General features: G+C 71.8%; 12 protein-coding genes. 7 read left to right on the forward strand and 5 right to left on the reverse strand.

From position 1 onward, the window contains the following. Positions 1-70: 70 nt before the first annotated feature. The 3 genes from IF02_RS0115150 to IF02_RS0115160 form a co-directional block, all read right to left on the reverse strand. A complete protein-coding gene (locus IF02_RS0115150; RefSeq protein WP_030157126.1) occupies positions 71-1,711 on the reverse strand; it encodes a serine/threonine-protein kinase in 1,641 nt (546 codons plus the stop codon). A gap of 75 nt (positions 1,712-1,786) precedes the next feature. Continuing rightward, positions 1,787-2,581 (reverse strand): thioesterase family protein, encoded by a 795-nt coding sequence (locus tag IF02_RS0115155; protein ID WP_030157128.1) that lies wholly within the window; start codon positions 2,579-2,581, stop codon positions 1,787-1,789. 119 nt (positions 2,582-2,700) lie between these two features. Then, positions 2,701-3,309 carry a LysE family translocator gene (locus IF02_RS0115160; RefSeq protein ID WP_030157130.1) on the reverse strand — a complete coding sequence of 203 codons (609 nt, stop codon included), beginning with the start codon at positions 3,307-3,309 and terminating at the stop codon, positions 2,701-2,703. A gap of 79 nt (positions 3,310-3,388) precedes the next feature. On the opposite strand from IF02_RS0115160, the gene IF02_RS0115165 reads away from it, so the two are divergent. Continuing rightward, positions 3,389-4,234 (forward strand): pentapeptide repeat-containing protein, encoded by an 846-nt coding sequence (locus IF02_RS0115165; protein ID WP_234318212.1) that lies wholly within the window; start codon positions 3,389-3,391, stop codon positions 4,232-4,234. A gap of 72 nt (positions 4,235-4,306) precedes the next feature. Here the strand turns inward: IF02_RS0115165 and IF02_RS34810 are convergent, their stop codons facing one another. Continuing rightward, on the reverse strand, positions 4,307-5,020 hold the full coding sequence (locus IF02_RS34810; protein ID WP_051696232.1) for a collagen-like protein: 714 nt from the start codon (positions 5,018-5,020) through the stop codon (positions 4,307-4,309). Between the two features lie 406 nt (positions 5,021-5,426). Here IF02_RS34810 and IF02_RS0115175 point away from each other — a divergent pair, with 406 nt between their 5' ends. The 6 genes from IF02_RS0115175 to IF02_RS0115200 all read left to right on the forward strand — a co-directional run bounded on the left by IF02_RS0115175 (position 5,427) and on the right by IF02_RS0115200 (position 12,493). After that, on the forward strand, positions 5,427-5,735 hold the full coding sequence (locus IF02_RS0115175; RefSeq protein ID WP_008742356.1) for a hypothetical protein: 309 nt from the start codon (positions 5,427-5,429) through the stop codon (positions 5,733-5,735). Positions 5,736-5,811: 76 nt separating this feature from the next. Further along, on the forward strand, positions 5,812-6,654 hold the full coding sequence (locus IF02_RS0115180; RefSeq protein WP_030157136.1) for a hypothetical protein: 843 nt from the start codon (positions 5,812-5,814) through the stop codon (positions 6,652-6,654). Beyond that, positions 6,644-7,966, forward strand: coding sequence for a hypothetical protein (locus IF02_RS0115185; protein WP_030157138.1), 1,323 nt, complete (start codon positions 6,644-6,646; stop codon positions 7,964-7,966). Before IF02_RS0115180 ends, IF02_RS0115185 begins: the two co-directional genes overlap by 11 nt. After that, positions 7,963-9,525 (forward strand): SCO6880 family protein, encoded by a 1,563-nt coding sequence (locus IF02_RS0115190; RefSeq protein ID WP_030157139.1) that lies wholly within the window; start codon positions 7,963-7,965, stop codon positions 9,523-9,525. The genes IF02_RS0115185 and IF02_RS0115190 overlap by 4 nt, the downstream gene beginning before the upstream one ends. Before the next feature lie 19 nt (positions 9,526-9,544). Continuing rightward, positions 9,545-10,963, forward strand: coding sequence for an ATP-binding protein (locus IF02_RS0115195; protein WP_030157141.1), 1,419 nt, complete (start codon positions 9,545-9,547; stop codon positions 10,961-10,963). Continuing rightward, on the forward strand, positions 10,964-12,493 hold the full coding sequence (locus IF02_RS0115200; RefSeq protein ID WP_030157142.1) for a hypothetical protein: 1,530 nt from the start codon (positions 10,964-10,966) through the stop codon (positions 12,491-12,493). 7 nt (positions 12,494-12,500) lie between these two features. On the opposite strand, the gene IF02_RS0115205 is transcribed toward IF02_RS0115200, so the two are convergent. Further along, positions 12,501-13,055 carry a GNAT family N-acetyltransferase gene (locus tag IF02_RS0115205; RefSeq protein ID WP_030157144.1) on the reverse strand — a complete coding sequence of 185 codons (555 nt, stop codon included), beginning with the start codon at positions 13,053-13,055 and terminating at the stop codon, positions 12,501-12,503. Positions 13,056-13,181: the final 126 nt, after the last annotated feature.

Raw genomic sequence — 13,181 nt, forward strand, 5'->3', positions numbered from 1 at the left:
TCTGCGCACCCGTCAACACTCCCCCATCCCCGTCGCTTTAACGTGTGATTCGCCCGTGTCGCCGGATCCACTAGGCCGCTTGGAAGCCCGTGCAGTGGATACTCGCGTATTTCGCAGGGTCATCCTCGACGTGGTAGAAGACCACCGTCCAGTCCCCCGGGTCGTTCGCCAGGGGCACGCCGGGGCGCGCCTTGCCGTTCACGTGCTCCGCGAAGTCTTCCGGGTACCTGAGCGTCAGGAACTCGCCCGTGTTCCATTTGCCGTAGATGTCGACGGGCTTGCTGGTGAAGCCCACGGCACGGTTGTCCATGGGGAAGGGCTGCCCGGTCTGCGGATCGAGGTCGTGCGGGGACCTGACCGCCACCGACACGTAGTACGGATCGGGTTTGGTCTGGCTGTTCTCGGCGTACTTCACGCGCATCCTGATGGTCACAGACTTCCCGGAGACCTCGGTGCCGACCTGCAGGTCCGCGCCGGGCGGCTTCTGCTCCGCCCCGATGTTGCACGCGCCGGTGCCGTGCGCGGCACGTTCCGGGTCGGTGGAGGGCAGCCAGAAGTAGTGCGAGATCTGATTGCCCTCGATGAACTCGGCGGGCGGCTTGGCTGCCGCGCCTTGCGACGCCGAGGGCGCGGCAGCAGCGTCCTTGCCCCGGTCCTGCCCCCGACCCTCCTCGCCCTTCCCGTCGGACGGAAGCAGCATCCAGGCGGCCAGGGACAGCGTTGCGACCACGGCCACGGACGCCGCGGCCCGCGGCGAACCCCACCCCGCCCGCCGCCCCGGTACGGGAACCGCGGCGTGCGTCGGGGTGTAGCCCGGCGGGAGGCCCGGGCCCTGCGTCCGCATCTCGTGCACCGGCACCGCCTCGCCCAGCGCCCCCAGCCCCAGGTACACCGGATCGTCGATCAGCGCGTCCCGCACCCCGCACCGGGCGATCACCTCCGCCGGCCCCGGCCGGGCCGCCGGGTCCTTCGCCACGCACGCCTCGATCAGCGCCGCCAGCCCCGGCTCCACCCCGGCCACGTCGATCGGCTCGTGCACCGCCCGGTAGCCCACCGTCGCCGCCACGCCCGTACCGAACGGCGGCCGCCCGGTCGCCGCGTACGCGAGCGTCGCGCCCAGCGCGAAGACGTCCGCGGCGGCCCCCGCCCCGGCGCCGAGCAGCACCTCGGGCGCCGTGTACCCCGGTGTCCCGGGCGCCTGGCCGTCCTGGGTCAGGGCCGTCTCGCCCACGCCGCGCGCGATGCCGAAGTCGATGAGCTGCGGGCCCTGCGCGCCCAGGATCACGTTCTGCGGCTTGAGGTCCCGGTGGGTCACCCCGTACGCGTGGACGCTCGCCAGCCCCTCCGCGAGGGCCGCGAACAGCCGCCGGCAGGTGTCCGCGGGCAAACCGCCGCGCTCCGCCACGGCATGACCGAGCGTCGGCCCCGCCACGTACTCCGTCGCCAGCCAGAACGGCGGCGCCGCCAGCGAGGCGTCGATCAGGTTCGCCGTGTACGCCGACCGCACCGCCCGTACGGTCTCGGCCTCGCGCCGGAACCGGGCGAGGGCCTCCGGGTGCCCGGTGATCTCGTCCCGGATCACCTTCACCGCCACCAGGCGGCCGCCGGGCGAGCGCCCGAGGTACACCTGCCCCATCCCTCCGGCACCGAGCCGGGCCAGCAGCGCGTGCGCCCCGATACGGGCGGGGTCGACGTCTCTCAGGGCCTCCACCGGCACGAGCCTGCCACACCGACTCCCGTGCGCGGCAGGCGGGTTGACCCCTCTCGCGGAGTCGGGAACGCGGGGTCAGGAACGCGGTGCGACGAACAGGCTCTGCGCGCTGCGCCCGATGGGCCCCTTCTCGTCGTGCAGCCGGGCGTCGGCGAGCCCGATCCCGCCCGCGTCCACGCTCGTACGGGCCTCCACGCAGGCCCACTCGCCCACCGGGTGGCGGTGCAGGTGCACGGTCAGGTCGCTGTTGACGAACACGTACCGGCCGAAGTCCATCACCGAGCTGATCCCGTTGCCCGAGTCGGCGGCGACCAGCACCCGGTCCAGCGGCCTGGGCTCCTCCCCGGCGACGAGCGGCACCTTCATCCGCATCCAGCAGGTGCCCGGCCCCAGCTCGACGAAGGCGCCTTCGGTGAACCGGGTCTCCATCGCCGAGTGGTAGCCGGTCTCCCACGGCACCGGGAAGAACGGAGTCGGCCCCACCTCCCCGGGCGGCGGCAGCTGCGGCCCCGGCGCCACGCCCGGTACGGCCTCCCCGGCCACCCGGATCCGCAGCGCCCGCGCGAGCATCACCGGCGCGGCCCCGGCCGGGCCGAGGGCGGCCTCGACCACCTCGGTGCTGCGGCCGGCCCGGAGCACCGAGGTGGTGACCTCCAGCGCGCCGATCGGCACCGGCCGCAGGATCTCGTACGTGATCCTCGCGATCCGCATGTCCGCGCGGGCGCCCTCCCGCTCCTCCACGGCCCGCCCGAGCAGCGCGGCCGGCGGCCCGGCATGCTGCGAGCCCGGGTCCCACGGCCCGCGCGTGTACTCGGTGGCCAGGAACCGGCCGGCATCGACCCGCTCGTAGAACGCCTCGGAGATCGCCATGGCCGGAACGCTACCGACAGGTAACCCGTCCCGCCAGGCTTCCCGGAAACCCGGCGGATCCGAACCTCACGGCCCGATCGCACGGGTTCCCCCGAACCCCACGGGCCCAGCGGGCCGCCTCAGCGGGCGAAGCCCAGCCCGACTCCCAGCCCCACCAGCACCGACCCGATCGCCCGGTTCAACGCCTTCTGCGCCTTCAGCATCCGGTCGCGCAGCCGCGAGTTCGAGAAGAACAGCGCCACCGTGCCGAACCAGCCCAGGTGCGCCGCCGACATGAACAGCCCGTACCCGGCCTGCTGCCACAGCGGCGTCTGCGGATCGACGACCTGCGTGAACGTCGACACGACGAACAGCGTGGTCTTCGGATTGAGCACATTGGTCAGGAACCCGGAGCGCAGCGCGCCCAGCCGCGTCAGCTCCGGCTTGGACTCCAGGTCGACGCTGACCTCGGCCCGCGCCCGGAAGGTCCGTATCCCGATCCACACCAGGTACGCGGCGCCCGCCAGCTTGATCGCCGTGAACAGGGCCGTGGAGGAGGCGATGAGCAGACCGACCCCGAGCATCGTGTACGAGACGTGCACCAGCACCCCGGCCGCGACCCCGGCCGCCGCGAACAGCCCGGTGGGCCGCCCGTACAGGTAGCTGTTCCGTACGACCATGGCGAAATCGGCGCCGGGACTGATCACGGCGAGGAGGGTGATGACGGCAACTGCGATCACTTCTGTCATGTACGGGATGCTCACCGCCCCGGCGCTCCCGATCAACCCCTCACCGGGCCGCGCGCCCCCGACCGGTCACAATGGAGGGGTGTCCGCCAACCCCGCCATACCCGGCACCCCCGCACTCCCCGTCCTCCCGGTCCTGCAAGCAGACTGCTCGAACTGCTTCGCGCTCTGCTGCGTAGCCCTGCCCTTCGCCAAGTCCAACGACTTCGCGGTGCACAAGGCCGCCGGAACCCCCTGCAAGAACCTCCAGGAGGACTTCCGCTGCGGCATCCACACCCGGCTGCGCGACAAGGGCTTCCAGGGCTGCACCGTCTTCGACTGCTTCGGCGCGGGCCAGCAGGCCTCCCAGGTGACCTTCGGCGGCCGGGACTGGCGTACGCACCCCGGCACGGCCGGCGCGATGTACGAGGTCTTCCCGGTGCTGCGGCAACTGCACGAGCTGCTCTTCTACGTCACCGAGGCACTCACCCTCCCGGCGGCCGCCCCGGTCCACGCGGACCTGCGCCGCGCACAGACCGAGACCGCGCAGTGGACCGCGGCCGACGCGGAGGCCCTGACCACCCTGGACGTCGGCGCCCTCCGGCAGCGCGTCAACACGCTCCTCCTGCGCGCCAGCGAACTGGCCCGCGCCAAGGCCCCGGCCCGCAAGAAGAACCACCGCGGCGCCGACCTCATGGGCGCCCGCCTCGCGGGCGCGGACCTGCGCGGCGCCAACCTGCGCGGCGCCTACCTGATCGCCGCGAACCTCAACGGCGCCGACCTGCGCCTCGCGGACCTCATCGGCGCCGACTTCCGCGACGCCGACCTGCGCGGGGCGGACCTGCGGGGCGCCCTCTTCCTGACCCAGCCCCAACTTGCCGCGGCCCGGGGCGACGCGGCGACCAAGATCCCGTCGACCTTGGTCCGACCCGCCCACTGGGCCGCGTAAGCCGGCTACGAAGCGGGTGCCGGTGTGGGTGCCGGCGCCCGTACCGGCACCCGCACCGGCACCCGCACCGGCTCACGGCCTGATGATCGCCGTCCAGCCCGACGGGCAGGTGAGCGCGGCCTCCGGCGTGTACGTGCACTGGTTCTCGAAGACGTCGCCCGTGGTCGTCAGCACCTTCACGTACACCGTGAGGCCCACGGTGGCGACCGACACCCCGCACGCGTTCCGCGGATGCCCCGGGTTCAGCTGCGTCGTGAGGTCCCTCCAGGTGTACGAGCCGAGCGGCGCCGTCGACCGTACGCCCAGGGCCGTCCTCCCCCGGTGGAGCACGGCGCTGAACTCCGTGTCGCTCGCCCCCAGGGCCGTGTCGATGTCCTCGCACGGCCCGTGCGGACCGTTCGGCCCGCGGTCGCCCTTGGGCCCCTGCGGCCCCCGGTCGCCCTTCGGCCCCTGCTGCCCGTGCTCGCCCTTGGGCCCCTGCGGTCCCCGGTCGCCCTTGGGCCCCTGGGGACCCCGCTCGCCCTTCGGCCCGGCGCACGGGTTCGCAGGCTTGGCCGCCTTCCTCGCCTTGGCGGCCTTCGCGGCCTTGCCGGGGGCCTTGGCCGGCAGCGTCCTCGCGTCCGGCTCCGGACACCTGCTGCTGCTCCAGCCGGGCGCGATCGCCGCGCCCGTCCCCTGAGTGGCAGCCATCGCCGGAACCGAGGCGCCCGCGAGCGCGATCGCCAGCGGAACTGCGAAACCACCGGCGAACCACGCCCGCCTACCGGCCTTTACTGCGGAACCCATCCGTCCACTCCTCGCGTCGTCCTACCGAACGGCCTGGAGCATCCCCCGCAACCCGCCGTCGGGATGGAACGACTGACGGAATGTCGGACGAACGTCAGCGACTCGGCCCAACGACACGCCCGCACACTGCGCCGAACGGCGGCCACCCGAGCGGCCCCCCGCACGCCGAGAGGGCAATCATGTGCCCGGGGTCACCCCCCGTGATACACAGAGTGACCATATGTTCTCCCGCCCACCCGCCGCCCCTGCCCAGGTCAGAGCGCGCGGGCGGGCCAAAGGGCGGGAGATCGAGTAAAGAGAGACGTCAAGTCGACGTACGGCGGCGGTTTCATCAGCGAAGATAGTGCGTGACCCATGCCGTCGGGCACGGGCTACCGGAACTACCCATACAGGGGCGGTGAGTTACATGATCCTGGCAGCCGAAAAGGGCGACATCACCACCATCATCGGCGGAATCGCCCCGAACTGGGGGCCGTTCGGCAGTCTCGGCAATGAAGCGAAGGTCATGATCGAGGTGGTCATGGCCGTCGCGATCCTCCTCTGCCTCGGCATCGCCATCTGGGGCGCGGCCAAGCAGCGCATCGGCGCGACCGCACTGCGCGACACGTTCAGCGCGGAGCAGGGCAAGGGCCTGATCGTCGCCGGCCTCACCGGCGTGTTCATCATCGGCTCCCTCGGCACCCTCTTCACCATCGTCTACGGAATGGCCGTCTAGCCGGGCCGCCCACCGGCTGCCCGACCTGATGACAACCAGCGCTACCGTCGTACGAGGCGGAGGGGGCGGACACGGAATGAGCAACGACGACCAGTACGGCGGCGCCGGCGGCAGCGGATACGGCGAGATCGGCGGCACGGGCCAGACCCGCACCCGCCTCCCGGACTCCGCCTCGGACCCGTACGGCGCCCCGCCCCGCCGCACCCCACGCGCCTCGCGCGGCCTGGTCACGGTGGTCGGCGTGGTGGTCCTCCTGATCGCCGCGATCGCCTTCGCCAACCAATCCGGAGACACCCCCGAGACCCCGGCCGAGCAAACCCCACCGGCAGCCTCCTCCACGGCAGCCACGGGCACCCGCCCGGTCGACGGCAAGAACGGCACCATCCCGAAGGGCTTCGCGCACGACGAACAGGGCGCCCAATCGGCGGCCGCCAACTACGCGGTGGCGCTCGTTTCCGCCGACATCCTGAAGCCGCAGATGAGGCGCCAGATCGTCCGTCAGGTCTTCGCCGCAGACAAGGTGTCCGAGCTCGAGACGCGGCTCGACCAGGCTTACGGCAAAGCCTTCCTGGACCAGGCCGGACTGGACGCCAACGGCAACGCGGCCCAAGGGCTCACGTACATCTCGCGGACCGTGCCGGTCGGCACCAAGACGACCAAGTACTCCGACAGCACCACAACCGTCGACGTGTGGTGCACCGGCGCTTTCGGCACCGCAGGCGTCGGTTCGACCAACCCGGTCAGCAACGACTGGTTCACCATGACGCTGACTCTCCGGTGGGCGGAGAACGACTGGAAGGTCGAGAACTTCGCCCAGAAGGACGGGCCGGCCCCGGTCCACACGGACCGCACGGCCTCCACGGCCGAGGAGATCGCAAAGGCCGCAACGGAGTTCGGAGGGTTCACGTATGCCCGGTAGCCGCACCCTCCGCGTCGGCGGGGCCTTGGCCGCCGTACAAACGGCGGCCGTGCTCCTGTCGGCCCGGGCCTTCGCCGCACCCACCCCATCGCCGTCCCCGTCCCCGTCCCCGTCTCAGTCCAACGACAACCGGTGCGACCTGATCGTGGGCCCGGCCAAGGACTACTGCGAACGAGGCAGCGGCGCCGCAGGCGCCCCCCGTACGGGCCTGGCACCCAGCGACCCGGCCGACGCCCTCAACCCCCTCGCCTCCCTGGCCAAGGGCTGCGCCGACGCCGCCGCCTGGATCGTCACCGAGCTCAGCAAAGCGATCAACGGCACGGCCAACGTCGACTTCACCAACGGCGCCTTCCTCAAGCAGTACGCCGTCGTCTTCGCCGCCTCCACCATCCTCACGCTAGTGCTCTGGCTCTTCGCCGTCGCCAAGCGCGCCATCCGCGGCGTCCCCCTCACCACCGCCATCTCCGAAGCCGTCGGCTTCCTCTGGCTCACCGTCCTCGCCTCCGCCTTCACCCCCCTGATCCTCTACACCGTCGTCTCCGCCACCGACGGCGTCACAGAAGTCATCGCCTCGGCGAGCGGCGGCCAGACCGACGTCTTCTTCGGCTCCTTCATCGAAGCCCTCAAGAAGGGCGACTCCATCGGCGGCGGCCCGATCATGCTGATCGTCGTCTCCCTCGTCACCGTCCTCGCCGCCGGCGTCCTCTTCCTCGAACTCTTCATCCGGGCCGCCCTCCTCTACGTCGGCGCCCTCCTCGGCGTCGTCGTCTACGCCGGGCTCGTCGACCGCAACCTCTGGGGCCACGTCCGCCGCTGGGCCGGCATCATGATCGCCGTCATCCTCGTGAAGCCGGTCATCGTCATCGTCCTCGGCCTCGCCGGAGCCCTCGCCGGAGAGAAGGGCCCGAACGCCTTCTCCGCCGTCGTCTCCGGCCTCGCGATCATCCTCCTGGCCATCTTCGCCTCCGCGATGATCTACCGCTTCGTCCCCGGCTTCGGCGACGAGATCGCCTCCGCCCGCTCCAACCGCAGCAAGGCCACCGACGGCGCCCAGGCCGCCGCCGTCATCAGCTCCCCGGCCTCCCTCGTATCCCAGGGCATCAAGACCCACAGCAGCCGCGGCGCCCACCGCGGCGGCGACGGCGGCGGCTCCAGCGCCCCCCGCCCCGCCAACCCCCTCTCCGGAGGCGTGGCCGCCCACAGCAGCCGCCCCACCTCCGGCGGCGGGGCCGGCGGCGGATCCATCCCCTCCGCCACACCCCCGCCCCGCACGAGCTCGAGTACGAGGAACACAGGAGGTGACGGGCGTTGACGACCCAGTCACACCAGCTGCACCCGATCGCGCCCCGCCGCACGTACCTCATCGGCCGCGCCCGGCCGAACGCGATCGTCGGCAAGAACCGCGAGAGCGGCGAGATCGCCCTGATCATCGTCGGCGCGTTCCTCGGCATGATGAGCGGCCTGCTCGTCCCCGGCCTCACCCTGCGCATCGTCAGCCTCGCCGGGTTCCCCATGCTCGCGCTCGCCGCCGTGTACGTCCCGTACAAGGGCCGCACCTTCTACAAGTGGTTCGAGATCAACCGCAGCTACAAGCGCACCCTGCGCCGCGGCACCACGTACCGCTCCTCCGCCATGGAGGCCGGCGTCCGCGCCGCCGACGGCCGCGAGGTCGAGGTCGGCCCGCCCCCCGGCATCGGCCGGATCAACTGGCTCGCCGCCCCCTTCGGCCCCGACGAGATCGCCGTACTCCTCCACGCCGACCGCAGAACCGTCACCGCCGCCATCGAGATCGAGGGCCCCGGCGTCGGCCTGCGCGACAGCGAGGACCAGGAAGCCCTCGTCGACCGCTTCGGCACCCTCCTCAAGCACGTGGCCAACGGCGACGGCTTCGTCACCCGCCTCCAGATGCTCGCCCGTACGCTCCCCGCCGACCCGGACGCCCACGCCAAGGACGTCGCCCAGCGCGGCGACACCCACGCCCCCGTCTGGCTCCGCGACTCGTACGACCAGCTCCAGTCGATGGTCTCCACCTCCTCCGAGCAGCACCGCGCGTACCTCGTCGCCTGCATGCACTACACGCGCGAACTCGCCGCCGAGGCCCACACCATCGCCCGCGCCGGCACCCCCCACAAGGGCCGCAAACTCGACCGCGACGCCGGCCTCGCCATCGTCATGGCCCGCGAGCTCACCGACATCTGCGCCCGCCTCGCCGAGGCCGACATCCGCGTCCGCCAGCCCCTCGGCCAGGGCCGCCTCGCCTCCCTCGTGCACTCCATGTACGACCCCGACCACCCCATCGACCACATCCAGGCCATGACCAAGCGCAACGCCTGGCCGGCCGAACTCGACGCGGTGGAACCCACCTACCTCCAGGCCAAGACCCGCGAGTCCTCCACCCGCGCCCCCTGGTGCCACGCCACCGCCTGGGTGAAGGAGTGGCCGATGACCCCCGTCGGCGTCAACTTCCTCGCACCCCTCCTCGTCCACACCCCGGACGTGATCCGCACTGTCGCCGTCACCATGGATCTGGAGCCCACCGAGGTGGCCATCGAGCGCATGCTCACCGAGAAGACCAACGACGAGGCCGACGCCAGCCGCGCCGCCAAGATGAACCGCACCGTCGACCCCCGCGACATCGCCGCCCACGGCCGGCTCGACCAGAGGGGTGAAGATCTCGCCAGCGGTGCGGCAGGAGTCAACCTGGTCGGGTACATCACGGTGTCCTCGCGATCCCCGGAGGCCCTGGCCCGCGACAAGCGCACCATCCGCGCCTCGGCGGGCAAGTCCTACCTGAAGCTGGAGTGGTGCGACCGCGAGCACCACCGCGCCTTCGTCAACACCCTGCCGTTCGCCACCGGCATCCGACGCTAGCTGGAGGGAAGTGCCGCCCATGCGAGATCCCATGTCCGCTCTGACGGACGCCTTCACCAGCTTCCTGTTCGGCAAGGTCGAGACCACGCGCCTGCCCGTCCGCACCTCCACCGGGCAGGCGCAGGCCGTCTACCTGCCCACCGCCGCCCCCGGACTCGGCGACTCCGGCGTCATCATCGGCCGCGAGGTCTACAGCGGCAAGGGCTACATCTACGACCCCTTCCAGCTGTACGGCCAGCAGCTCCCGGCCCCGCACTGGCTGGTCCTCGGCGAGTCCGGCAACGGCAAGTCCGCCCTGGAGAAGACGTACGTCCTGCGCCAGCTCCGCTTCCGGGACCGCCAGGTCGTCGTACTCGACGCCCAGGGCGAGGACGGCGTCGGCGAGTGGAACCTCATCGCCCAGCAGCTGGGGATAACCCCCATCCGCCTGGACCCCATCGCCGCCAACGACGACGGGATCCGCCTCAACCCCCTCGACCCGGCGATCACGACGACCGGCCAGCTCGCGCTGCTCCGGACCATCATCGAAGTCGCCATGGGCCACGGCCTCGACGAACGCTCCGGCTTCGCGCTCAAGGTCGCGCACGCGTACGTCGTCGACACGATCCGCGACCGCCAGCCGGTCCTCACGGACATCGTGGAACAGCTCCGCCACCCGGAGGCCGAATCCGCGGAGGCCATGAACGTCGACATAGACGACGTCCGCGCCTGGGGCCTCGACGTCGCGCTCGTCCTCGACCGCCTGGTCGACGGCGACCTCCGCGGCATGTTCGACGGCCCCACCACGGTGGGCATCGACCTCGACGCCCCCCTCATCGTCTTCGACCTCTCCCACATCGACCGCAACTCGATCGCCATGCCGATCCTGATGGCGATCGTGGGCGTCTGGCTGGAACACACCTGGATCCGCCCGGACCGCAAGAAGCGCATCTTCCTGGTCGAAGAGGCCTGGCACATCATCAACAGCCCCTTCGTGGCCCAGCTGTTCCAGCGCCTCCTGAAGTTCGGCCGCCGCCTCGGCCTGTCCTTCGTCGCCGTCGTCCACCACCTCTCGGACGTCGTCGACGGCGCGGCCGCCCGCGAGGCCGCGGCCATCCTCAAGATGGCCTCGACCCGCACGATCTACGCCCAGAAGGCGGACGAGGCCCGGGCGACGGGCCGGGTCCTGGGCCTCCCCCGCTGGGCGGTGGAGATCATCCCCACCCTCACCCCCGGCATCGCGGTCTGGGACGTCAACGGCAACGTCCAGGTGGTCAAACACCTGATCACGGAGGCGGAACGCCCCCTGGTCTACACGGACCGCGCCATGACGGAGTCCTCGTCCGGGCCCCAGCTGCCCGACGACCTGCTGGCGGCCGAACTGGAGGCGGAGGAAAGAGCCCTCCTGATGGAACGCCACCGCAACGGCGGCCCTGGCTCGGCGACAACGGTGGCGTAAATGCACGAACGCACGGGGAAAGAACAGGGCGGCATCCCGGACGCCCTCCTCCTCGCCCTCCTGGCGTTCCTCCTGGGCCTGGCGGCCCTGGTCTGGACGTCCACGGGCCTGGCCGCGCTCTTCGCGAAGGGCGCCTGGCCGTCCACGGTGACGTTCACCCGCACCCCCGGCGCGGTCCGCGCCCTGATAGCTCAACCGCACGACGTCCCGGGAGCCTGGCCGGACACGGACCCCTCGGCCCTCTCGGGCTGGGGCCTGTTCTGGGGCCTGTTCATCAGCCAACTGCTGATCCTGTTCGTCCTGACGATCTTCGTGATGGGCGTGATCGCCCGCACGAAGTCCCGCCGCACGAAGCCGGGCCCGCCGCCCGTCCCGGCCGCGGCGGCCGATTCAGCCCCGCCGGCGTTTGAGGCGTGGGGGTCCGGGGGCAGCGCCCCCGGCAACTCCGCCCCCACGATCCCGCCCCCGACCGAGCCGCACCTCCTGCCCGGTCCGCACCACGCATCCACGCTGCCCATCCCGGCCCCGACGGCACATCCAGCCCCGACGGAGTTCGAGGCGCGGGGGCCCGGGGGCAGTGCCCCCGGCACCGGAGGCCGCAACGACAGCACCGTCGGCCACATGGCCTACGGCCCCCCGGCCCGGCGCCACCCCCTGGCCCTCCAAGCCCTGGCGGCAGCGGAAGGTTCGGCCCTCGTCGTCACCTCCTCCCCCGCCCTCTGGGCAGAGACCAAGGACGCCCGCGCCAAACTCGGCCCGGTCCTCCTCTACGACCCCTCCCACCTCTGTGACACCCCGGCCCGCATGCACTGGAACCCCGCCGACGCCTGCGCCGACCGCGACACCGCCGCCGCCCGCGCGATCGCCCTCCTGGCCCCCGTACGCCCCCAGGCCCGCATGGACGCGGCCATCGCCGACACGGCGGAAACGCTCCTGCGCAGCTGGCTGCAAGCCGCGGCCCTCGACGACCGCCCGTTCAAGCAGCTGCACCGCTGGGCCCAGGGCAACAGCGCCCAGGACCCGGTCCGCATCCTCCGTACCCACCCCCAGGCAGCCCCCGGCGCCGCCGGCGAGCTGGAGAGCGCGCTCACCGCCCACCCCGAACGCCGCGAGCAGGCCCAGCACCTGACGGCCCGTGCGCTCTCCTGCCTCACGTCGATCCACATCCGCGAGGCCTGCAACCCGAACCGAACAGATGCACTGACACTGGCATCGTTCGTGGCCGAAGGGGGCACCCTCTACTTGGTGGGCGAATCGCTGGAAGATCTCCGTACCCACCCGGGTGCGATGCCACTGCTCACCGCACTCGCCGCGAGCGTGGTCGAGCACGGCCGCCGCATGGCCGCACGGTCATCCCACGGCCGGCTCGACCCACCACTCACGCTGGTCCTGGAGGACATCGCGGCCGTGGCCCCGATCCCCCAGCTCCCCGAGCTTCTCCAGGAGGGGTCCCTCCCCCTGCTCGCCCTGTGCCGCAGCCGCGAACAGGCCCGCGCCCGCTGGCCGGAGGCAGCCGCACTCCAGCACTAGGGGACGGCTACGGACGGGGCAACACGTACTCGAACTCCGTGGCACCCGGATCCGCCGGCACCGGCAGGACCTCCCCGGTCGCCCGGAACCCGAACCGCCGATAGAAGGCCGCGGCCCGCGCGTTGTCCTCGTGCACGAAGAGCCGTACGCGCTCCAGCGCCGGCCCCTCCAGCGACCAGGCCCAGTCCAGCGCGGCCGCGAAGAGCCCCTCGGTCAGCCCGGTACCCCGCTGCTCGGGACGTACGAACACGCCCACCAAATGCCCCTGGGTCTGCTCGACGACGCGCTCGAAGAAATCGGTGGTCCCGCCCTCCTCGACGAGCACCGTCACCGACCCGACCCACTCCCCGTCCGGTGCCTCGGCCACGAACTGCCGTGCATGCCGCCCGTGCGAAGCCCCGTTCGCCCGGTCCTGCCAGAACTCATCCGTCCTGGCCTCGGCCTGGTCCAAGGTCTCCAGGAAGGCCACCGGCGCCGCCGGATCCTTGAGCGCGGTGATCCGCAGCTCCTTGACCTTCTCCCACTCGTCCGCCCGCACCGCACGCATCACATATTGATCCATGCCCGGATCCAATCACAGGCCCGAATGCCCGTAAACGCAGAAAAGCCCCGTACCGGATACCCGGTACAGGGCTTTTCTACAATGATTGTTCGGCGGCGTCCTACTCTCCCACAGGGTCCCCCCTGC

This window comes from Streptomyces sp. NRRL S-244 (genome assembly GCF_000717915.1).
In the GTDB taxonomy this organism is placed as follows: Bacteria; Actinomycetota; Actinomycetes; order Streptomycetales; family Streptomycetaceae; genus Streptomyces.

Bases quoted from the DNA above. Each gene is read 5' to 3' on its own strand.
- IF02_RS0115200 (WP_030157142.1), top strand. From the start codon at position 10,964: ATGCACGAACGCACGGGGAAAGAACAGGGCGGCATCCCGGACGCCCTC.
- IF02_RS0115195 (WP_030157141.1), top strand. From the start codon at position 9,545: ATGCGAGATCCCATGTCCGCTCTGACGGACGCCTTCACCAGCTTCCTG.
- IF02_RS0115180 (WP_030157136.1), top strand. From the start codon at position 5,812: ATGAGCAACGACGACCAGTACGGCGGCGCCGGCGGCAGCGGATACGGC.
- IF02_RS34810 (WP_051696232.1), bottom strand. From the start codon at position 5,020: ATGGGTTCCGCAGTAAAGGCCGGTAGGCGGGCGTGGTTCGCCGGTGGT.
- IF02_RS0115160 (WP_030157130.1), bottom strand. From the start codon at position 3,309: ATGACAGAAGTGATCGCAGTTGCCGTCATCACCCTCCTCGCCGTGATC.
- IF02_RS0115205 (WP_030157144.1), bottom strand. From the start codon at position 13,055: ATGGATCAATATGTGATGCGTGCGGTGCGGGCGGACGAGTGGGAGAAG.
- IF02_RS0115175 (WP_008742356.1), top strand. From the start codon at position 5,427: ATGATCCTGGCAGCCGAAAAGGGCGACATCACCACCATCATCGGCGGA.
- IF02_RS0115185 (WP_030157138.1), top strand. From the start codon at position 6,644: ATGCCCGGTAGCCGCACCCTCCGCGTCGGCGGGGCCTTGGCCGCCGTA.
- IF02_RS0115155 (WP_030157128.1), bottom strand. From the start codon at position 2,581: ATGGCGATCTCCGAGGCGTTCTACGAGCGGGTCGATGCCGGCCGGTTC.